The 21,371-nt window shown below is 72.2% G+C and carries 18 protein-coding genes; 8 read left to right on the forward strand and 10 right to left on the reverse strand.

Annotated elements, in window-relative coordinates:
* The first annotated feature begins 27 nt into the window (after positions 1-27).
* The 3 genes from AC6EXY_RS06540 (at position 28) to mdoC (ending at position 4,895) form a co-directional block, all read left to right on the forward strand.
* Positions 28-1,503, forward strand: coding sequence for an LLM class flavin-dependent oxidoreductase (locus AC6EXY_RS06540; protein ID WP_101834469.1), 1,476 nt, complete (start codon positions 28-30; stop codon positions 1,501-1,503).
* A gap of 250 nt (positions 1,504-1,753) precedes the next feature.
* Positions 1,754-3,235, forward strand: a complete 1,482-nt coding sequence (locus AC6EXY_RS06545) for a FadR/GntR family transcriptional regulator (RefSeq protein ID WP_499842312.1) — start codon at positions 1,754-1,756, stop codon at positions 3,233-3,235.
* A gap of 301 nt (positions 3,236-3,536) precedes the next feature.
* The gene (gene mdoC, locus AC6EXY_RS06550; RefSeq protein WP_423748155.1) at positions 3,537-4,895 is read left to right on the forward strand and encodes a glucans biosynthesis protein MdoC; all 1,359 of its coding nucleotides are present in this window, start codon (positions 3,537-3,539) and stop codon (positions 4,893-4,895) included.
* Positions 4,896-4,950: 55 nt separating this feature from the next.
* On the opposite strand, the gene AC6EXY_RS06555 is transcribed toward mdoC, so the two are convergent.
* The 3 genes from AC6EXY_RS06555 to AC6EXY_RS06565 all read right to left on the reverse strand — a co-directional run bounded on the left by AC6EXY_RS06555 (position 4,951) and on the right by AC6EXY_RS06565 (position 7,305).
* A complete protein-coding gene (locus tag AC6EXY_RS06555; protein WP_499842313.1) occupies positions 4,951-5,625 on the reverse strand; it encodes a histidine phosphatase family protein in 675 nt (224 codons plus the stop codon).
* 202 nt (positions 5,626-5,827) lie between these two features.
* Entirely contained in the window at positions 5,828-6,382 is a 555-nt protein-coding gene (locus tag AC6EXY_RS06560; RefSeq protein WP_101834476.1) for a non-canonical purine NTP pyrophosphatase, read from the reverse strand.
* 158 nt (positions 6,383-6,540) lie between these two features.
* Positions 6,541-7,305 carry a TetR/AcrR family transcriptional regulator gene (locus AC6EXY_RS06565; protein ID WP_165818608.1) on the reverse strand — a complete coding sequence of 255 codons (765 nt, stop codon included), beginning with the start codon at positions 7,303-7,305 and terminating at the stop codon, positions 6,541-6,543.
* 177 nt (positions 7,306-7,482) lie between these two features.
* On the opposite strand from AC6EXY_RS06565, the gene AC6EXY_RS06570 reads away from it, so the two are divergent.
* On the forward strand, positions 7,483-8,631 hold the full coding sequence (locus tag AC6EXY_RS06570) for a CaiB/BaiF CoA transferase family protein (protein ID WP_499816851.1): 1,149 nt from the start codon (positions 7,483-7,485) through the stop codon (positions 8,629-8,631).
* Between the two features lie 320 nt (positions 8,632-8,951).
* On the opposite strand, the gene AC6EXY_RS06575 is transcribed toward AC6EXY_RS06570, so the two are convergent.
* On the reverse strand, positions 8,952-9,557 hold the full coding sequence (locus AC6EXY_RS06575) for a TetR/AcrR family transcriptional regulator (protein ID WP_101834483.1): 606 nt from the start codon (positions 9,555-9,557) through the stop codon (positions 8,952-8,954).
* A gap of 53 nt (positions 9,558-9,610) precedes the next feature.
* Here AC6EXY_RS06575 and AC6EXY_RS06580 point away from each other — a divergent pair, with 53 nt between their 5' ends.
* The 4 genes from AC6EXY_RS06580 (at position 9,611) to AC6EXY_RS06595 (ending at position 15,935) form a co-directional block, all read left to right on the forward strand.
* Positions 9,611-10,078 (forward strand): nuclear transport factor 2 family protein, encoded by a 468-nt coding sequence (locus tag AC6EXY_RS06580; RefSeq protein ID WP_207770527.1) that lies wholly within the window; start codon positions 9,611-9,613, stop codon positions 10,076-10,078.
* 561 nt (positions 10,079-10,639) lie between these two features.
* Positions 10,640-13,759: an FxSxx-COOH system tetratricopeptide repeat protein gene (fxsT, locus tag AC6EXY_RS06585; RefSeq protein WP_499816850.1), complete on the forward strand. Its 3,120-nt coding sequence runs from the start codon at positions 10,640-10,642 to the stop codon at positions 13,757-13,759.
* 191 nt (positions 13,760-13,950) lie between these two features.
* Positions 13,951-14,373: a chromosome partitioning protein gene (locus AC6EXY_RS06590; protein WP_499816849.1), complete on the forward strand. Its 423-nt coding sequence runs from the start codon at positions 13,951-13,953 to the stop codon at positions 14,371-14,373.
* A gap of 368 nt (positions 14,374-14,741) precedes the next feature.
* Positions 14,742-15,935 carry an ATP-binding protein gene (locus AC6EXY_RS06595; protein ID WP_499816831.1) on the forward strand — a complete coding sequence of 398 codons (1,194 nt, stop codon included), beginning with the start codon at positions 14,742-14,744 and terminating at the stop codon, positions 15,933-15,935.
* Between the two features lie 277 nt (positions 15,936-16,212).
* Here the strand turns inward: AC6EXY_RS06595 and AC6EXY_RS06600 are convergent, their stop codons facing one another.
* The 6 genes from AC6EXY_RS06600 to AC6EXY_RS06625 all read right to left on the reverse strand — a co-directional run bounded on the left by AC6EXY_RS06600 (position 16,213) and on the right by AC6EXY_RS06625 (position 21,370).
* Positions 16,213-16,617 (reverse strand): DUF6907 domain-containing protein, encoded by a 405-nt coding sequence (locus tag AC6EXY_RS06600; protein WP_499816848.1) that lies wholly within the window; start codon positions 16,615-16,617, stop codon positions 16,213-16,215.
* 85 nt (positions 16,618-16,702) lie between these two features.
* Complete coding sequence (locus tag AC6EXY_RS06605) at positions 16,703-17,680, reverse strand: hypothetical protein (protein WP_101831753.1); 978 nt, start codon at positions 17,678-17,680, stop codon at positions 16,703-16,705.
* Between the two features lie 57 nt (positions 17,681-17,737).
* The gene (locus tag AC6EXY_RS06610; protein ID WP_243407481.1) at positions 17,738-18,319 is read right to left on the reverse strand and encodes an RNA polymerase sigma factor; all 582 of its coding nucleotides are present in this window, start codon (positions 18,317-18,319) and stop codon (positions 17,738-17,740) included.
* 383 nt (positions 18,320-18,702) lie between these two features.
* Positions 18,703-19,323: a hypothetical protein gene (locus tag AC6EXY_RS06615; RefSeq protein ID WP_243407479.1), complete on the reverse strand. Its 621-nt coding sequence runs from the start codon at positions 19,321-19,323 to the stop codon at positions 18,703-18,705.
* A gap of 160 nt (positions 19,324-19,483) precedes the next feature.
* Positions 19,484-19,915, reverse strand: a complete 432-nt coding sequence (locus AC6EXY_RS06620; RefSeq protein WP_101831754.1) for a GNAT family N-acetyltransferase — start codon at positions 19,913-19,915, stop codon at positions 19,484-19,486.
* Between the two features lie 501 nt (positions 19,916-20,416).
* Positions 20,417-21,370 (reverse strand): sulfurtransferase, encoded by a 954-nt coding sequence (locus tag AC6EXY_RS06625; protein ID WP_243407480.1) that lies wholly within the window; start codon positions 21,368-21,370, stop codon positions 20,417-20,419.
* Position 21,371 lies beyond the last annotated feature (1 nt).

Below are 21,371 nucleotides of genomic sequence, written 5' to 3' on the forward strand. Positions count from 1 at the left end.
GCCGTACCGGGACTGGGCGGCGACGCCGTGGGCCTGCCCCGGCTGGAGGCGGTCGCCCACACCCTCGACCCTGGCTACGGCATCTTCGGTAGCGCCCGGGCCGGCACAAGCCACAAGGAACTGCCTCGGGGACGCCCGGACGCCCTGCGCGGGCAGGCGAGAAGCGGCCACGCCGACCTGGACGGCTTCGCGATCGCCGGCCCGTCCTTCATGACGGTGGGTCGCACCGAGGAGGAGATGGCCGCGGCGTCGTTCGGCACCCGCAGGCAGATCGCCTTCTACGCCTCCACCCCCGCCTACCGGCCCGTCCTCGACCTGCACGGCTGGGGTGAGGCGCAGACGGAGCTGAACACCCTGTCCAAGCGCGGCGAGTGGGACGCCATGGCCGACGTGATCACCGACGAGATGCTGCATGCCTTCTCCGTCGTCGGCACCCCGCGGGAGGGCGAATCACGGCGCCTGGGTGACACCCACGGTAAGCGAGCTGACGTTGCGCGGCGCCCGCCTCGTCGGACAGGATTCGCCGTGGCCGGCCGCGACCTGCTCGCCCACGGCCCCGAAGCCCCGATGGCCCCGGCGGGGGCCCGCCGCGCCGTGGCCGGGGCGCGGGCCCGTCGCGCGGGCGCACTCGTCGGGCGGGTGGGAGCGAGGGATGCAGCGATGGTCAGTCCACACTCGGCCCACGATGGCGGTGAGGTGAGCATGCTGGCACTGCTCGACGTGGTGCCGCTGGAGGCCGACGTGTTCCGCGCGCCGACGGTGGCGCCGCCGGGCTTGGCGCGGCTGTTCGGCGGGGAGGTGGCGGCCCGCGCGCTGGGGGCGGCCCAGCGCACCGTGCCGACCGGGTTCGCCGTCCACTCGCTGCACGGCTACTTCCTGCGCGAGGGGGCGCCCGGGCGGCCCGTGCTGTTCCGGGTCGATCGGGTGCGCGACGGGCGCTCGTTCCTGACCCGGCAGGTCACGGTGACACAGGACGAGCGGGCGATCTTCACGATGACGGCGTCGTTCCACCGCGGCGAGGACGGCGCCGACGTGGCGCGGCCCTTCCCGGCCGGGGTCGTGCCGCCGCGGCGGGCGGTGCACCACCCGGGCCCCACCGACGACTACCCGGGCCGAGCGCCCCTGGAGATCGTCGAACTGATGCCCTTCGCCGGCGGCGGGCAGGGGGTGCAGCGGCGGGTCTGGATGCGCAGCCGCACGCCGCTGTCCGACGACCCGGCGGCCCACGCCCGCGCGCTGACCTACGCCAGTGACCTGAACACCGCGTTCGTCGTCACCCGCGCGGCCGGGCTCGATCCCGCGCACACCATGGTCGCGAGCCTCTCGCACACGCTGTGGCTGCACCGGCCGGTCCGGTTCGACGACTGGGCGCTGTTCGAGATGTCGTGCGAGTCGGCAGCCGGCGGGCGGGGGCTCGTGTCGGGGACCATCCACGGCCGCGACGGCACCCACGTCGCCTCCCTCGCCCAGGAGGTGCTCGCCCGGCCGCGGTCCGGTCACTGAGCCGCCGCCGACGCACCGGGCCGGCCGCCCGCCGGCGCGGCCCCGGTTCGCGGCGGATGACGGGCGGGCGGCTTTGAGTACTCTTTTGCTCCTGCCTCCGTATACTCTGTGGCGTCGACTCGGAGGAGTTCGGGGCACGGTGGTGGAAGGAGCGCGGGCACCGCGCGGCGCGTCGTTGGCGGATCCCGATCGCGGGACCATGCCGGGTGAGTCTGGTTCCGGTCTGAACAGCCGCAGGCGGCCGCATGAGGTGAAGCTCGCCCGCCGGCTCGCGCGGCGCATCGAGGACGACATCGCCCGCGACGGTTGGCGGGTCGGCACGTCCTACGCCTCCGAGACGGACCTGTTGGAGCGTTACGGGGTGAGCCGTGCGGTGCTGCGCGAGGCGATCCGGCTGGTGGAGCACCATGGCGTCGCGACGATGCGCCGCGGTCGCCGCGGCGGGCTGGTGCTGCGCGCCCCCGACGCCGCCCCCCTGACCATCGCGGTGGTCGTCTACCTGGAGTACATCGGCACGACCATCGAGGATCTGCTCGAGGTGCGGATGCTGGTGGAGCCGCTCGCCGCCCGGCTCGCGGCGCAGGCACTCACCGAGGACAACATCGTCTCCCTGCGCCGTGTGCTCGCCGCGGAGCGCGAACGCGGCGAGCTCGACCCGGCGGCCCGCGGGCAGCTGCACCGGCTGCTGGGCAGCCTCGGCGGTAACCCGGCGCTCAGCCTGTTCGTCGACGTGCTGTGCGAGCTCACCACCCGCTACGCGACCGTCCCGCCGGCGCAGGACGCCGCGCACACCCGGGCGCTCTGCGCCGACTCGGACCGGGCGCACGCGGCCATCGTCGAGGCGATCGTGGCCGGTGACGCGGCGCTGGCCGAGCGTCGCATGCTGCGCCATCTCACGGCCATGCGGGACTGGCTGCTCTCGACGAGCCAGGAGCCGATCGCGCGGCGCCCGTCGCTCGCGCTCGCGGCACCGGGCGGGGGCAAGCTCGCCGAGACCGTCGCGCGCCGGCTGATGTCGGAGATCATCGCCAGCGGCGCGCGGGTCGGCGAGATCTTCGGTTCGGAGACGGAGTTGCAGGCCCGTCTCGACGTCAGCCGTGCGGTGTTCCGCGAGGCGATCCGCCTGCTCGAATACCACTCGGTGGCGCGGATGCGGCGCGGGCCCTACGGCGGGCTGGTGATCTCCGAGCCCGATCCGTCGGCGAGCATCGACGCGATGGCGGTGTACCTGGATTACCGCGGGGTCGATGCCGCCCAGCTGCGGGTGGTCCGCGACGTCGCCGAGCTCGGCGCGATCGGTCTGCTGGTCGCCCGGGGCACCGACGGGTCGCGCGGCGCGGCGCTGCGGGCGGCGCACCAGGTCACGGCCGCCACCCCGCCTGAGCAGGTCGCGGCGCTGTCGCACCACTTCCACCTGCGGATCGCGGAACTCGCCGGCAACCCGATCCTCGCGCTGTTCCTGCAGATCATGCTGACCGTCTCCGCCCGGCACGCCGGCGCTCCCGTCCCGCCAGGCGAGGACCGGTGGCCCGCCGACGCGGACGCCCCCGCGCCCGGCATCCCCCCGGCGGTGCAGCCCACTCCCGAGGCCACGCCCGAGGCCGGGACCGAGGCCGGGACCGTGCACGACGTCCACGGCCGGATCCTCGAGGCGATCCTCGCCGGCGACGGGCCGCTCGCCCAGTACCGGATGCGCCGTCACCTGCAGGCGCTCGACGCCTGGTGGGCCTGAGCACGCCCGCCGGTCCGGCCTGATCGCGCCGCTGTGCGAGCGGGTCGGCGCATTCCTGGTATCGCGTCGCCATGAGAATGTCCGGCCTGTCGTCCGCCCGGCCCGCGGGGTGACGCGCCGACGCCAGACGCCTGTCCGTTTTATGCCCTAATCGACGAGGTTGCGTGCCGAGCGCGTTGATGTCCGGTTGTCGACGGACCGGCTGGCCTGCGGGCAGAACTCGCGACGCGCCTGCGTCTCATTGGGTCTGCTTGCTGCCGTGTAGTGGTAAAGATGTGATCATAACGCTACTGTCTGCACAGTGCCCGCAGGTGAAGCTGATGAGGATTATCGGTCGACGGCGCACCTGGGGAGAGCCGCTCGGGATGCCCACGGCCAGGGCGCGCACTATTACCATCTGGACGGGCTGCGTGGCACGTTCATGTTGGTCGGCGTTTTCGTCCACGTGTCCACGCTCGGCCACGACCGGGTCTTCCACGGCATCGCCTTCGCCTCCGGCCTGTTCCGGATGCAGGGCTTCTTCCTCATCTCCGGATTCCTCTCGGCGATGCTGGTCGGCAAGTACGGGGCGGCCCGCACGGTCCGCCGCCGCTTCGCCGCCGTGGGAACCCCGCTCGTCTGCACGTTCGTGTTGTTCAACCCACCCACCCTGTGGATGACCTACAACTTCCACAACGACCCGAACATCTCGTTCCAGGACTTCCTACGTGGGCGGACCATCCCGCACCCCGAGGGGGAGCTGCACTGGCCGCTGCATCTGTGGTTCCTCATCTCCCTGCTGTGTTACGTGCTCTGCACACCTCCCGCGGTGATGCTGCTGACCCGGCTGGTCCGGCTTCCGCTCTACCAGCGGGCGACCGTGTCGCGGAGTCCCGCCATGGCGGTGATCGTGCTGGGTGTGCTGGCGTTCACCATCGTGCTGCACGGATTCCGCCGGGCCGTGGCCGAACCGGTGCTCGGCACCGGCGCGGTCGGCGAGATCGCCCGGATGACCCTGCAGCACCTGCCGTTCTACTGCCTCGGCCTGCTGCTCTATCTCGACCGCCGCCGGCTGCTCGCACATTTCCAGCGGCCCGCGCCGATCCTGCTCGTCGCCTCAGGTCTGGTCGTGCTCGCCGGCAACCGCGGCTGGATCGCACAGGCCGGCTACGGCACCGGGCAGGTGCTCAGCGAGACGGTGTTCTCCACCGCGCTGGTCTCCGCCCTGCTCGCCCTCGGCGCGCGACTGGTGCCCGGGCCGCGCGCCTGGGTGAGCTATCTCGCCGACTCCGCGTACACGGTCTACCTGTTCCACTTCTTCTGGATCTACATCGTCGCGAACCTGCTGGGGCTGGACACCTCGCTCGCCTGGCCGCAGATGCTGCTGGTCACCGCGCTCGTCATCGGCATCACCCTGGCCATCCACCAGTTCGTGATCGCACGGTCGGCGTTTCTGCGGACGATGTTCAACGGCAAGTTCCCGGCGAGGAAAGGCGACGCCCGGCCGGCCTCCCGGCACGCGCGGCGCCCGGTCGCGGACGCCGCCAGGCCGACCCCCCACGACGACCCGGAGAACACCCTCCCGCTGAGCATCCTGCGCCCGCTGCCGACGCCGGACCCGACGGCCGATTCCTGGGCGGACGCGGAACGGACCCAACAGCTGCGCTGGCTCCCCTGGTAGCCGGCGACGCGGTGAAACGGGAACCCACCCGAAGCTCACGCCCACAGCGGCGGCGCTATCCGGTGGCGCGGCTCTCGGCCTCGTCGATCGGGGCGCCGGTGACGTCGTGCGCGGTGACGGCGGCGGAGGCGGATCCGCCGAGCGGTTCGGCGTGCCATCGCACGAGGTTCCAGCCGGCCAGCGGGTCGCCGTCGAGGGTGACCATGCCCGTGTTCGCGAGCCACCGATCCTCGACGGTCCCGACGCCGCCGGCCCGGATGGCCACCCAGGCCCGGATCGCGGCACCGTGACTGACGACCAGGACGGCGCCCTGCCCGTCCCACGCGGCCGCGATGGCGGCGATGGCGGCGTCGTAGCCGGCGAGGAACTCGTGGCCGCTGGACCCGCCTGGCATGACGCGGTCCAGGTCACCGTCGATCCAGCTGTGGGTGACGCCGATGTACCGGGCGACGGATGCCCTGTCGGTGCGCAGCTCCAGCTCGCCCGCGGAGACCTCCTCGATGCCCTCCGCCACCGAGACCGCGAGCCCCCGCGCCTCGGCGAGGGGTGCCGCGGTGAGCTGCGTGCGAATCAGGACGGAGGCGTGGATCGCCGAGATCCGCTCGCCGCGCAGGGCGTCGGGGACGGCCCGTGCCTGCGCGTGACCCAGGGCGGTCAGCTCGGCCCCCGGTCGCGTGGTGTCGAGCGCACCCACGATGTTGTGGGGAGTCTGGCCGTGGCGGAGCAGCATCAGGCGCATCGCCCCACTCTGCCCGATGCCGCGCCACGCCGGCGGGAGTCGATCAGCGGCGTCGTGCGGAAGACGAGAACACCCGCTCGAGCGCGCCTTCTTCCGGCACTTCCCGGACAGGCGCGAGGTGCTCTTCGACGGCGAGGCCGACCGGCGCGTCGCGCCGCACTGACGCAGCGACATCCACCGTGCCGGTGGTGGTTCAGGAACGGGCGAGCGTGAGGTGTGTGCGCAGGGCGTCGGTGGCCCGGCGGCGGGGGGAGATCGCGTTCTTCCGCTCGGTGGGCATCTCGGCGAAGGTCTGTGTGCCGCCGGCGGGTATGAAGACGGTGTCGAAACTGTGGCCGTTGCTGCCGCGGGGGACGCTGGTCAGGGTGCCGTGCACGGTGCCGGCGACGACGTGGACGCCGGTGGCGTCGGCGTAGCCGATCGCGGTCGTGATAGAGGCGCCGCGATCGGGAAGGCCTGCCGCCATGGCGAGGAGCCCGGGGATGCCGACGGCGCCCAGGAAGTGGGCGCTGAGCGCGCCGGGAAGGCCGTTCCAGGCGGTCACGGCCAGACCGGAGTCGTCCACGAGTACCGGGCGCCGGAGTTTCGCGTAGGCGTCAGCGGCCTTGTGTTCCGCCACGGTCACGACGTCCAGGGACTGGATCTCGATGAGGTCCATCGAGGTTGCGACGATCTCCCTGCCCAGAAGAAGGGTGTATTCGCGGGCCTTGCCCTCGTTGCTGGTGATGAGCGCGACATCGTCGATCATGGTGTCCTCTCGTCGGTGTGAGGTCTGGGCCCGCGGCGGTTGTGCGCCGAGGGCGGACCGGCCCGATGATCCGGGTCACCGGGCGGTTCGTCGCTACCGGGTCACCTGCTCTCACATCCGGCGCCGACCTGGAGCCAACCGGGGGACGTCCTGCGAGGTCACGGCGGGTCGGTGGTGGTCTGTTCGAAGCGGTCGAGTTCTGCTCGCAGTCGGGCGACGGAGGCCAGGACGCCGGTGGACATCGTTCGGGGGGCCGTGGACCTGCGTAGTCCGGCCACGGCGGTGTCGGCGATCTGGTCGGCGATCTCGTCCGCGGAGCGGGAACCGGCGGGGTCGTACCACCAGGCCACCGCGCGGGTCATGCCGCCGATGGTCTGGGCCGCTACGTGCTCGTCGACCCTGCGCAGGACACCGGCGTCGATGCCGGTTCTGATCAGCTCGGCGAGGCCGCGGAAGAAGCGGCTGTTGCGCTCGGCGAGTTCCTGGCTCGCGGGCTGGGGAAGGTCACGGGCGACCAGGTCCAGCAGGCGGGCCCGACCGGGATTGTCCACGGAGAGGTGGACAAGCGCCCGGACGGCGAAGTGCAGGCGAGCCGCCGGGTCCGCCGGCTGCGCACGGTCGACGGCGGCCCGCAGGACGGCCGTGGCCTCGTCGGCGATGTCGCGCACCAGGTCGGCGAGCAGGTCGTCCTTGCTCGGGTAGTAGTGATAGAGCGCGGTGCGACTGGTGCCCAGCGCGTCGGCGATGTCCTGGATGCGCGTGGACGCGATGCCCTTCGTCGCGAAGACCTCCGCCGCGGTGGACCGCACCTGCGCCTCGATCAGCCCGCGTCGGGCCTGGCTCCGTCCGCCCGCGTTCAGCGCGCTCGCCTCGTCATCCGCCGTCGCGCTCGGCGGCCGGCCGCGGTCCTGCGTGTTCGACATGATGTCGAGATGTTGACACTCATGTCGAACGTCGGCAAGCATCGGGCTGCGGCCGTGAGCGAGCCAGCCGGGCCGGCGAGCCGAGACGGGGGGTTCACGGGCGTTGACGCGGACGTCCGGGCAATGAGCTGAGCGCCGCCAGGCGGAGAAGCCGCTTCCCAGACAAGGAGACCTCGTATGTCCTATCTTCCGTTGGCCGGCGTCCGGGTTCTGGACCTCGGAATTCTTATTCCGCCCGCGCTGACCGGCAACAAGCTGGTCGCGCTGGGCGCTGACGTGGTGAAGGTCGAGAACCCGGGTCGCAGCGACCGCATCCGAGCGATACCGCCGCTCGTGGACGGTGAGAGCGCGCAGCATGTCGGCTACAACTGGGGCAAGCGCAGTATCTGTCTGAACCTGAAGGACGAGGCTGACAGGGAGACCTTCTTCGCCCTGGCCGACGTCGCCGACGTCATCCTGGAGAACCAGCTCCCCGGCTTCTGGGCCGGCATCGGCATCGATTTCGCGGCGCTGCGGCGTGCGCGTCCGTCGCTGATTGTCTGCTCCCTGACGGGATTCGGTCAGACCGGACCGCTGGCCAACCTGCCGTCGCACGGCCTGAACATGGACTCCCTCGCCGACAGCGTGGTGCTGGAGACGCGTGACGGTGAACCACGGGTGGGCTGGAGCTTCTCCAGCTGGGGCAACGAACTGGGGGCCAGTAACGCGGCGATCGCCGTCTGCGCCGCGATCGCCGAGGTCCGCCGAGGCGGTCACGGTGCCTGGATCGACATCTCCTGCTGGGACGCCGCGGTGGAGGCGCACCGCACCGACATCCTGCTGACGACCCGAACGGGCGAGCCGTGGGACGCCCACGAACGATCGCTTGGCCCCTTCTACGACACCTACCTGTCCAAGGACGGCAGGCCGGTGTTGCTCGGCGCGCTCGAGCGCAAGTTCTGGGTGAACTTCTGCGCCGGCGTGGGACGGCCGGACCTCGTCGACCTGCACACCGGCGGCGAGATCGAGTTCGGCGAGGAGGACGCGTCGCTGCGACGGGAGCTGGGCGGGATCTTCGCGACCGCCACCGCCGCCGAGTGGGACCAGCGCTTCGTCGACTGGGACTGCCCCGGAGCGACGGTCCTGCGGACTCCGGAGATCATGGAGCATCCGCACTTCGCCGCGCGCGAACTGATCGAGGGCGAGCCCGGGAGCTGGCCACTCATGCGCAGCGCGATCCGCTGGCACGACTGCGACGAGCGGGCCGGCAGCGCCCTGGCTCCGCCGCCGGCCCCCGGCGAGCACCAGACCGAAGTCCTGACGGAATGGCTCAGGCGCCAGGACTGAGCCGGCAACCGTGGCCAGTCGTGGTCCCATCGATGTGTGCGACTGTCAGGAGTCGTGCGGTGGTCGGGGCCGAGCTCCAGCGTCGGCGGCTCAGCGTGTCCTCCTCCAGCTCGCGTGCGCCTCTGGTGTTCGCCGAGGTCGGCGACTCACCGACGAGCAGCCCGAAGTAGGTCGAGCGGATGTACCTGGACGGGCTGACGCTGGTCGAGACCGCAGGCCAGTACGGCGGCGCGGCCAGCACTATCCGGTCGTGCCTGCTCCGGCATGGCGTCCCGAAGCGCCCGCCGGCACGTCGTGCTGCTGTGGCGTCCTGAACATGCCTACCCGCCCGGCAGAGCCCTGGCCGATGAGGCCCAGCCGTCTCTGACGAGGTCCAGCAGTGTGTCGAGCCGGGAGTTCGGCAGACCGGTGAGGGCGATGCCGCTGACGAGCGCGAGGATGTCGGGCGTAGACACGTCGCCCCGGACGGCACCGGCGGAACGGGCACGGTTGAGGAGTTGCGCGGCGGCGTCCTGCATGGTGGCGTGCCATGAGCTGAACAGCGCCCCGCGTTCGCTGCCGTCGGGCAGCGCGAGCGCTAGCTCACGCTTGGTAGCCAGGTGGTGCGCGAACAGGCGCAGCCAGGCGGCGAGCGCCTGGCCGGGGTCGGGTCGGTCCAGCAGGTCGTCACTTGCCTGTCTGAGGTCCTCCAGCTCGGTGGCGTAGACCGCCACGATCAGCTCGGCGCGGGTCGGGAAGTGCCGGTAGAGGGTGGCGTTGGCGAGTCCCGCGATCTTGGCGATCTCGTCCAGAGGTACGTCGACGCCGCGCTCGTCGAACAGTCTCCGGGCGGTCGCGACGAGCGCGGCGCGGTTGCGCGCGGCATCGACGCGGCGGGCTCTGCGTCCGGCGTCGCGATCTTGGATTGGGTTGCTTTCCGGGGACATCCCCGCTAGCTTACCTGGCAGTGAAGCGAGGAAGTCCCCGGAAAGGAGTTTGTGTGCTGAGCGCTGAGGATCGCTGGGCGATCGCCGAAACGCTGTCGCTGCACGGGCACCTCTTCGACCAGGGTCAGCTCGACCGACTCGAGGAGCTGTTCACCCCAGATGTCGTCTACGACGTCACCGACGTCGGGATGGGGATGGGAATGGGAATGTTCGTGGGGATCGACGAGATCCGTCGCGCCGGCTTGGAACTCGGGGTAGGCAACCCGATCGCTCATCACGTCACGAACGTCGTCATCACCGGCGACGACGGCGATGAGGCCACCGCCCAATCCAAGGGCTTGGCAGTCATGGCAGACGGGCGGTGTGTCAGCGCGACCTACCTCGACACTCTGAGGCGCACCGATCACGGCTGGCGCCTGCGCCATCGGGTCATCCTGGCGCGACGCACCCCGCTCAACGGCGCGTACCTCGCAAACGCGTACCTGGCAGACCCGGACAGCGACGCGCCGGAGCCGCAGTGACTCCGCGGCGAACACCCTCGTCTGTGCTGCCTGCACGCTCGACACCGACGATGGTGTCTTGCTGAGGGGCTGGTGAACGCATCTTGTCGATGCCGACCCGCTCGACGTCGCCCACCGTCATGACCGGCGTGCCCCGCGCCCGGCCGACCTTCACCCCGGCCCGGGGCGCCTGCCAGCCGCCGATGCCGATCTGGACCAGGTTCGTGGCCGGCGCGTTCGGGATGTTCGTCGCGTGGAACCAGGGCGTCGTGTGCATCCGCTCGTCCAGGTCGAGCTCCTGGGTGTCGACGTGCCGGTACAGCCTGCCCTCGGCCCGCTGGGCCCAGGCCCGGCGGACATCAGCGCGACCAGGACCTGGCCGACGAACACCGCCGGCCAGGTCCAGAAGAATCCCGGCCCGCCGACGCTGAAGCCGAAGGCGTGTTCGCCGCCGCCTCGCCACTGGTCGACGGGCCAGGTCGCCGAGCGGATCGTCGAGCCGGGTCACGCGGCCACCGGGCGGGGGAGGCTGTCGACTACCTTGTGTGGGCGAACATGCACAGGTGGATCGGAGGGCCGGGGATGAACGGGATCGACACCGCGGTCGGAGCGGTCTTCACCTGGATGGTGCGCCAGGAGCGCCACGTCGGCGAGCAGGCGCACGCGGACACCGACCGGATCGTCGCCCCGGCTCTCGGCCGCGTCCACGACCTGGTCCGCGAGGCGCTGGGCGAGGACGACCCGGTGCTGGCCCGGGTGCGCCAGGAAGCCCGCGACGGCCGGGAGCAGCCCACCGACCGCACCCGCCGGCGACTGCGGCTGGCTCTGGAGGAGGCCGCCGACCAGGATCCGGTCCTCGCCGCCGCGCTGGCTCGGGCGGCCGTCGACGTGGGCCGCGCGCGGCGGCAGGCCGGCGGGCGCGGCCTGATCGGGAGCCTGTTCCACGGACCCACCGCCGTGCAGATGGGCGACCGCAACAACCAGCACGTTCACGTTCACCTCCCGGCGGCGCGGCCGGCAGTGGAGTGGCCGGTGAGGGTGGGGAACGTGCCGCCGGTCGCCGGCCTCTTCCACCCTCGTGCCGCCGTCGATCAGCTGGCACGCGCGGCGGTCGGCGCAGGCACGTGCCAGGTTCTGACCGGCATGGGCGGGGTCGGCAAGACCCAGCTCGCAGCCCACCACGCCGACCAGGTCTGGAAATCCGGGCGGGTGGACGCACTCGTGTGGGTGACCGCGGCCCACCGCGAGCAGATCCTCACCGGCTACGCCGAGGCCGCCGAGGCCCTGTTCGGCGCCGACCCGGCTGATCCGCGGGCAGCCGCCCGGAAGCTGCTGGACTGGCTGGTGCGCACCGAGGAGCGCTGGATGATCGTCCTTGACGACGTCGCCGACCCCGCCGACCTGACCGGTCTGTGGCCGCCCGACACCGCGGCCGGGCAGGTGCTGATCACCACCCGGCGTCGCGACGCGGCGTTGACCGGCTCCGGCCGGGTCCGGGTCGACCTCGGCCTGTTCACCCCAGCCGAGGCGCAGGCCTATGTCACAGCGGCGCTGGCCGCGCACGGTCGCACCGATGACCCCGGGCAGATCCAGGGGCTGGCGGCGGACCTGAACCACCTGCCGCTGGCGTTGGCGCAGGCGGCCGCCTACCTCGCGGACTCCGCGCATCTCGACTGCGCCGCCTACCGCGCCCGCCTTGCCGACCAGGCCAGAACGCTGGACCAGCTGGCCCCGCACAGCCTGCCGGACAGTCAGCTCGCCCCGGTGGCGGCGGCCTGGGCCCTGTCCATCGACCGCGCCAACACCCTGCGCCCACGCGGCCTGGCCGGTCCTCTCCTCGAGCTGGCCGCGGTGCTGGACCCCAACGGCATTCCCACGCAGGTGCTCACCAGCCCGCCGGCCCGGACCTACCTGGCCGCACACCGCCGCCCGCCTGGCGACGACGGAGGCGATGCGGCGGGGGACCACCTGCCGGTGGACGCGCAGGACGCCGCGGACGCGGTTGCCTGCCTGTGCCTGCTCAGCCTCGCCGAGCACACCCCCACCCCCGGCGGGGGGCTGCTACGCGTGCATCAACTGATCCAACGCGCCGTGCGTGACCGGCTCGCCCCCGACCGGCTGGCCGAGGTGGCCCGGGTGGCGGGCGACGGGCTGCTCGCCGTCTGGCCGCGGGTGGAGTCCGACCCGGGGCATGCGCAGATCCTGCGGGCCAACACCAACGCCGTGCACACCACCGCCGCCCAGGGGCTGTGGAACCCCGGCGTGCACCCGGTGCTCTTTCACGCCGGCACCAGTCTTGGCCAGAGCGGCCTGGCCACCACCGCCGCCGGATACTTCGACCGGCTGTGTGCCACCGCCCGGCGGACCCTCGGGCCCGACCACCCCGACACGCTCGCCAGCCGTCACAACCTGGCCTCCTGGCGGGGGCAGGCCGGGGACGCCGCCGCGGCCGCGGTCGCCTTCGACCGCCTGCTCGCCGACTGTCTGCGCGTTCTCGGCCCCGACCATCCCCACACCCTGACCGCCCGCCACAACCTGGCCTTCATGCGGGGGCGGGCGGGGGACGCCGCCGGCGCCGCGGCCGCGTTCCAGGCCCTGCTCGCCGACCGGCTGCGCCTTCTCGGCCCCGAGCATCCCGACACCCTGGCCGCGCGGGGCAACCTGGCGCGCTCGCGGGGGGAGTCGGGGGATGTGGCCGGGGCGGTAGCGGCGTCCGCCACCCTGCTGGCCGACCGGCTGCGCCTTCTCGGGCCGGACCACCCCGCCACCCTGATCACCCGCCATGAGCTGGCCCACTGGCGGGGGCAGGCCGGAGACAGCGCCGGGGCGGCCGCCGCGCTCACCACCATCCTGGCCGACCAGCTGCGGATTCTCGGCGCCGACCATCCCCACACGCTGACCACTCGCCATGAGCTGGCCCACTGGCGGGGGCGCGCGGGGGACGCGACCGGGGCGGCGGCGGCCACGCAGACACTGCTCGCCGACCAGCTGCGGACTCTCGGTCCCGAGCACCCCGACACCCTCACCACCCGCCACAACCGGGCCTACTGGCAGGGGGAGCAGGGGGATGCGGCCGGGGCGGTGGCCGCGTTCGAGGCCCTGCTCGCCGACCGGCTGCGGATCCTTGGCCCCGACCACCCCGACACCCTGACCACCCGCCATGAGCTGGCCCGCTGGCGGGGTACGTCGGGAGACACGGCCGAGGCGGCGGCCGCGTTCGAGGCCCTGCTCGCCGACCAGCTGCGGATCCTCGGTCCCGATCACTCCGACACGCTGACCACCCGCCACCTCCTCGCCTCCCTGTGTGGCCAGAGGGGGGACGCGGCCGGGGCGGTGGCCGCGTTCGAGGCCCTGCTCGCCGACCAGCTGCGGATCCTCGGTCCCGATCACTCCGACACCCTCACCACCCGCCACCACCTGTGCCGTTGGCTGGGTCAGGCAGGCGACGCCGCCGGGGCGGCAGCGGCCACCGAGACGCTGCTCGCCGACCGACGCCGGATTCTGGGCCCCGACCATCCCGACACCCTGATGATGCGGGGCAACCTGGCCGCCTTCTACTGGCAGGCGGGGCGCGCCGCGGAGGCGATGACCCTGCTGGAACGGGTGATCACCGACTTCACCCGGGTGCTGGGCGCGGAGCATCCGAACACCGTGGCGATCGCTGGCGTGCTGCACAGATGGCAGGCCGACACCAGGTCCTGAGCGGACGACCACTCTGGTGCGGCGTGGCGCACGAGGGGTGCCGGTCCGCCACGGTTCGTCCGACGTGGACGACATCGGGCCGTCCGCATCGCCGCAGTGGGGAGACGCGCGGAATACTGGTGCGCACAGTGCCGGCGACGAGCGCACAGTGCCGGCGACGACGCGCGGAGACGCAGGTTCGGGGAGTGAGCGTGACCGGGATCGAGATTGCGGTCGGTGTGGTGTTCGCCTGGGCCGTGCGCAGGGCGCGCCGGGTCGGGGAGCGGATGGAGGAGGAGACCGGCCGGATCGTCGACGCCGGTCTCGACCGCGTGCACGACCTCGTCAGCCAGGCACTCGGGGAGGACGACCCCGTCCTCGCCCACGTCGAGGAGGAAGCGCAGGCCGGCGCCGGGGAACTGTCCGAGCGCACCCGTCAGCGTCTCAGCCTGGCACTGGAGGATGCCGCCGATCGTGATCGGGCCTTCGCCGCCGCGCTGGCCCAGGCCGTCGCCGTCGCGCAGTCCGCCGACCAGCAGGCCGGCGGGCATGTCCTGAGCGGCAACACGTTCGCCGGACCGACCGCGATCCAGGTCGGTGACCACACCACACAGACGATCACCTTCGGTGCCTGACCGACCGGCGCTCAGCGAGTGACGCCAGCACCCGGTGCGCGGTATGGCGATCCCGCCGACCGCCATACCGGCCATACCGGCCAGACCGCCATCGTGCCCGTCCCGCTGACCGCCCGGGGACGACCCGGCTGTGTTGCTGCCTGCCGGGGGTGGGTTTCTCCGCGCGGTGGCGGGAGTGGCGGGTGCGGTGGGCCAGCGGGCGGAGTGCAGCGGAGTGGCAGCAGAGAGCGCGTGAAACTGGTAGTGCCACCTGTAGGATGATGGTATCGGTCTCCGTGTGGTGCCGGTAGCCATCGATTGCTGTCCAGGTCGGAGGGGTTGTGGAGAGTTCGTATCTGCCTCGGTTGGTGGATGCGAAGATCGATGAGATGTTCGGCGAGTTGCCGGCGGTGCTGATCGTCGGTCCGCGGGCGGCGGGGAAGACGACGACGGCGGCGCGGCATGCGCGCAGTGTGGTGCGTCTGGATGAGCCGGCGGAGGCGGTGGCGTTTCGGGCGGATCCGGATGCGGCGTTGCGTCAGTTTCCCGAGCCGGTGCTGTTGGATGAGTGGCAGGTCGTGCCGGGGGTGTTGGGGGCGATCAAGCGGTCGGTGGATGCGTGGCCGGGGTCGGGCCGGTTTCTGGTGACGGGGTCGGTGCGGGCGGATCTGCAGGCGGAGAACTGGCCGGGTACGGGTCGTCTGGTCCGGGTCGCGATGAGTGGTCTGTCGTTGCGGGAGATCGCCGGGCGGGTGGACGGGCCGTCGTTTGTCGACCGGATCGCCGAGGCGGGTGTGGAGGCGCTGTCGTCGCCGGCTGATCCGCCGGATCTGCCCGGCTATCTGGGGCTGGCGTTGCGGGGTGGCTTTCCCGAGCCGGCGCTGCGCCTGTCGGCTGCCCGGGGTCAGGAGTGGTTGGAGAGCTATCTGGATCAGCTTCTGACCCGTGATGTGGAGCTGCTGGGCGAGTCGCGGGATCCGGACAGGCTGCGCCGCTATGTCGAGGTGCTGGCGTTGAACTCCGCGGGGATCGTGGCGAACAGGACGGTGTTCGAGGCGGCGAGGATCAACGCGAAGACCGCCGATGCCTACGACGGTCTGTTGCGCAATCTGCTGGTCGTGGACAGTCTGCCGTCGTGGTGGACTAATCGGTTGAAGCGTCTGGTGCAGGTTCCGAAGCGTTATGTGGTGGATCCGGCGCTGATCGGGGCGGCGTTGCGGGTCGATGTCCGGGCGGTGCTGCGGGACGGTGATCTGCTGGGTCGGCTGCTGGACACGTTGGTGGTCGCGCAGCTGCGGGCTGAGGTGCCGGTGAGTGCCAGTCGGCCGCGCCTGTTCCATCTGCGTCAGGAGGGTGGTCGCCATGAGGTCGACGTGCTTGTCGAGCTGGGTGGCGGGCGGGTGATCGGGGTCGAGGTCAAGGCCGACGCCGGGCCCGGCCGTGACGCGGCACGCCACCTTGCCTGGCTGCGCGACGAACTCGGTGACCGTTTCGTCGCCGGTGTCGTCCTGCACACTGGCAAGCGGGTTTACCCGCTCGGCGAGGGCATTGTCGCCGCCCCGATCGCCACTCTGTGGAACTGAACCGCGCTCCCGACCGGCACGCTCGTCGACTGGTGTTACAGCCCCAGTGATCGGCGTGTGGTCTCTTGCCTCGGCGGGGGCGGAGTGGTGTGAGCGGGTGAGCGGCCAGAGTGTTTCTCCATGTTTTATGAGAACACATCGAGCCCGGCTGCCAGCTCATCGCGCGGCTTCTCCGGATCCGCCCTGAGCTGCCAGTCATGCTGATGTCGGCCACACCACCCGGGCCGAACGGTCGTGGCCGGCCCGCGGCCCGACATCGTCCACAGCCAGAAACCGTTCAGCGCCCCGGTTCTGCTTGACGACCTGGCACGACCCCTGCACTTGGGGGAACTTGCTGTCCACCCCTGGAGCAACCGGCGGTCCGCAGGGTGATGACCGCCTGGCGAAGGGCGGCGGCGAGGGCGTACGCCTCCTCGGGGGTGAGGAAGTCGCTGCCGCTGGGTTCGCCGGCGCCGCCGAAATCAAGCGAGATCACCGGCGGATACGCCGTCGCGTCGGTGACATACTGCTCGATCTTCACGTGGATCGGCGGCGTCGCGCCGCGCAGGCCGGGAATCTCGCCGAGGCGGACCGCGGCGATCTCGGCGGCGTGGCAGTCGCCCGGCCCGCCGCTCTGCGGGTGCAGGTGCCCGGCGGGCTCCCGGCACCACGACGGACAGGAACGGCGAAGGTCGTCGGTCATCGCTGGTCGTGGTCTCCGTAGCGATCTCGCCCGGGCTCCCACCGCGCGGTGCGGCGGGAGCGCAGGCTGTGCGAATACCATCCGATCAGCGGTGCGCCGACGGCGAGGCGCCGGCGCTCACAGCGGCGCTGAGACCGGCGGCACCGGGCGACGCGGTGGTCGTCGCGCCGGCACCGGACCCCAGCCCGACACCGAGTCCCACCCGACCCGGGCTCGCGGTCGCGGCCACACCCGCACCCGGAACCTGCGCGCCGAGGCCGGCGCCCGTCGGCCCGGCGTGCGTGCCGACGCCGGCACCCGACCCCACCCCAACGCCGAGACCCGCGCCGTTCGGGCCCGCACTCGCGCCCACACCCAGACCCACACCCCGCCCGCCGACATCCGTCGGCCCGGTGCTCGCGCCGACACCGGCACCTGTCGCCCCGGCCTCCGCACCCCCGGCCACGCCTGGTGCCGCCGTGACACCGGTCTGCGCGGCCAGGGCGTTCGCGCAGAAGCCGTCGACCTGGGCACGCCCACCAGCGGCTGTGACCAGGGCGCTCATGCCCGGGGAGGCGAGAGCCGCGTCGGCGCCGGCGCCGGCGCCGGCCGCCGCCGTGTAGGCGTGGCACAGCCCGAGCAGCTGCGCCGAGACGTGCGCGCCGGCGCTCGGCGTGGGCAGCGACGGCGCCGTGACCTCGGCGGAGGGGGTGGCCGTCGAGGAAACGGCCGCGCCGCCACGTCCACCGGTGACGGGAAGGTTCCCGGTGGTGGCGGCGACGGCGACGCCGCCGAGGGTGACGGCGCCCAGTGCCGTGGCGGCGACCTTCACGGTGAGGAGCTTCGCGAGCAACAGCTTGGACATGGGTTCTCTCCGCGGCTGGGTGACAGGGGCGAGAGGCGCCACCCGGAACGCGGCCACGGCCGCTTCCTCACCGTCGAGTTCGCCGTCGCGGGCCGGGGCGGCCGCGGCAGCGAGCAGGTCGGCGAGGTGATCCGGACCGGCCCCAGCGTCGACCGGAGCGCCGCGAAGCATCCGCTCCGCGTCGCCCCGACCGATCCGGCGGGGTCGGCGTGTGGTCATCTCACGTCCTTCAGCGTTGGAGCCGTCTCCGGTGTTACACCTGGCCACAGACCATGATCATCGCCGTGTGCCGTGCCTGCGTCCATGTTCACCCGCCTCCGGGGGAGCGGCCTCGGTGATCCCGCGCTCACCGAGCTGCTCGGCAAGCCGGCGCAACCCCCGATGCGCCGCGACGCGGACCGCGCCGGCGCGCTTACCGAGGACACGTCCGGCGGTCTTCGCGTCCAACCCCAGGACCACCCGCAGGAGCACCGCCTCCGCCTGGTCCAACGGCAGGGCCGCGATCAGGCGCAGGGCGGCCTCGGTGGAGATGGACTCCAGGGCTCCCCCCGCGGTGTCGTCGGGCGCGGCCACCTCCGTCAGCATCATCTCGACGGGCATGGACTCGCTGCGGCGACGGGTCCGTCGACGAAGGTGGTCCAGCGCACGGTGGCGGGCGATTGTGGCCGTCCATCCGCGGAAGGCGTCGAAGTCGCCGCGGAACGTCGCCAGGTCCCGGGCTATGTGCAGCCAGGCCTCGGACGCGACGTCGTCGGCGTCGTCGCCGACGAGCACCCGGAGATACCGCAGCAGACCGGGCTGGATCGTTCGGTAGATCAGCCGGAAGGCCCGCTCGTCACCGCGCTGTGCCTGGAGCACCGCCGCGCAGAGGTCCGGCTCCTCGGTCGACGACGCCTCGACGGCCGGGCCCGGGGCCGGTGACCCCGATGCCAGCGACGCGCCTGGGCCGGCGACCGCGGTCACCGGCCCCGCCGAGGCGGATGGCCGCCAGGGAAAGCCATCAGTGGCAGCCGGGCCTCCGTTCGCCTGCGCGCTCTCGCTCACCGCGCAGATGATGGGACCCCCCGACGACGGCGATGACAGGGGGTGCTTGCTTGTAGCGCAACGACAGCACGCCGACACGGCGAGCGGCTGGGCGCCGTCGTCCGCCGCGCAGCTGCAGCTGTCGACGTCCTCGGCGACGATGCCGGACGGGTCGCCGGTGGCCGACTCGGGCCGGCCGGTGTCCGGAGCCACACGTGTTATTCAGCAGGGGTGGCCAGCGACGCGCGGAGGTGGTCGCCGAGGTCGAGGCGGCGCGGTATCCGCATGAGCTCGGCCGGCGTGGAGACCACCCCGAACGCTCGCAGCCGTTCCACGAGCAGATCCCAGTCCTGTGCCCCTCCGCTGCCCTCGACCGCGGCGAGGTGCGGCGGAAGCGGGTGGTCAACATCGGCCCAATCCGGCAGCAGGACCATATAGACCATGCGTGCGATCTCCTCGACCGTCAGCTCGGCCAGGATCTCGTCGGGAGTCCCACCGCGGCGCGACATGCCCCAGCCCCGGTCATCCAGGAGGGTGACCTCCAGGCCGTCCGACAGTTCGGCGAACTCGTGCACCGTGAAGGAGAGCCCGCTGCCCGCATCCCGGTAACCCTGCAATGCGGCCGGCCTCGGAACCAGCCCTGGAGCCGAGGTCGGATCCGGCACCACCCCCGGCGCCGGGGCAAGCACCGGGCCGAGCGGGCCATTGGCCACCGCCCGGCCGCCCCCGGCACCACCCTCGCCACCGGCGGCGTTGTGCGGGTCTCGACGGAAAGAAGCCATCGGGCCGGCTGAGGCGAGCTCGCACCACATCCGGATTCCCACGATGGCAGGGCTCATAAGACCATCATGGCAAGATCCTCGACCAGGGCATGGATCCTTTTCGAGGACGACGAGCGGCTGCGCGGCGTGCTGCCCGCCATCAAGGGCCGGGTGTGGGGCAGCGGACGAGTCAATCCCGAGGGGGGCTCCGCATCGACCAGCCCGACGCGGAGGGCGTTCAGCCGGGCTTTTCCATGTCGACGAACTCCACGGGCCCGTAACCGTCGAACGTCTCGGTATGCCGGCCGGTCTCGGCGAAACCGAGGCCCCGGTACAGGCGGATGGCGCGTTCGTTGAAGGACGCGACATCGAGCACCACGCGGCACCGGCCGTAGATGGGGCGGGCGAACTCCAGACCCGCCAGCGCGAACTGTTCGCCGAGCCCACGACCGGTGAGATCCGGCCGCAGGCCCAACCCGTAGAACAGCCCGTCGTCGACCGGCTCGAAGAAGTAGAACCCGACGAGGGCGCCGTCGTCGTCGCGCACCGCGAAGAACAGCTCAGGGTTCTTCACGGGCAGGCCGTCGCTGTCGTAGAAGTCGTAAGGCGGGTCGTAGCGCCAGGCGTCGCGTTCGCGGAACATGGCGTCGTCCGCCGGTTCGATCCTCACATCTTTCGCCCTTCCCGAGCATGGTGGCCTGTCTCAGTTATAGAGTGGTGGGGCGGTGCCAGATAATGCTGTAGCGCAATAGCAGGTGGCGGCGGTATTGGCAGCCGGGCAGGATCTCGGTAGCCAACTCTCGCATCTCTCGGTAGGTGGCGGGCGGTGGCCACACGGTCGGGGACGGGTGCTGCCATCGGCCTTTTCTGGCTCGGTAGAAGGTACCGACGGCGATGCCGGCAAGGTCGGGATGACCAGCGGAAGCTGACCTACCGCCCCGGTCTGCAGGATCGTGGATGTGGTCCGGGACGTGTCCTGTGAGGCGTTGCGTCGATTCCGGTGTCCTGGCGCCTGCCGTTCGGGACACTGACGGTGAATCGGCCGGGCAGGAGTGGGCTTCGGGTTCGCCGGCGCGGACGGGGAGGACCCGACTGAGCCGGTCGTGGTGTTACGCGCGGCGCAGGGCGAGATCGAGCGCCCGATTCGGAACCTTACAACCGGTCAGTGCGCTCATCGCTCGACCGTCCCCACACCCGGCGCGGACGGAGCGGTCCCGGCCTCCGCGCCGGTCGCGACGGACCGGGTCTGGTCGGCGGACCATGCCGACCAGGAGCCGGGGTACAGCGCGGTGTCGGCGACGCCGAGCAGCTCCAGCGTCAGCAGATCGTGGCAGGCGGTGACTCCGCTGCCACAGTAGACGATCACCTCGGTGTCCTCCTCGACGCCCAGGGCGTGGTAACGGTCGTACAGCTCGCCACGGGGCGCGAACGTGCCGGCGGCGGTGAGGTTCGCCGCCCACGGGGCGTTGCGGGCGCCGGGGATGTGCCCGGAGCGGACATCGCTGGGCAGCACCTCGGTGCCGCTGTACCGGCCGGCCGCGCGCGCGTCGAGCACCACGGACGTGCCCGCGGCGAGAGCCTGTTCAACCTGGTCAGCGGTGCGGAACCGGGCAGCGGGCCAGTCGAGGACGGCGCGGGTGACCGGCTCGCGGCGCACCGGTCCGGTCTCGAGCGCACCAGCGCCGGCGAGGCCGCCGTCGAGCAGGGCCGCGGGCTGACCGAGGATGCGCAGCAGCCATACCAGCCGGGCCGCGTAGCCGCCGCCGGCGTCGTCGTAGGCGACGACGACCGCATCGGCCGGGATGCCGAGGTCGCCGAGCGAACGCGCGAACGCGGCCGGATCGGGCAGCGGATGGCGCCCGCCGGCCGGGTCGGGTGGCGCGGACAGGGCGGTGTCGACGTCGACCCAGATGGCGCCGGGCAGGTGGCCGCCGAGGTAGGCGTCGTGCCCGCTGCGTCCGTCAAGGTACCAGCGGACGTCGGCGATGATCACGTCATCGCGATGGACGGCGAGCCAGGCGGCGTCGACCAGCGGCGGCACCGGGTCACCGCCCACGACGGTACCGACATCGGGGCTGGTGGCAGGGCCGGCGCTGGCACCGTGGGGGAGGTCCGGTGGGGTCAAC

Source organism: Frankia sp. RB5 (genome assembly GCF_059816245.1).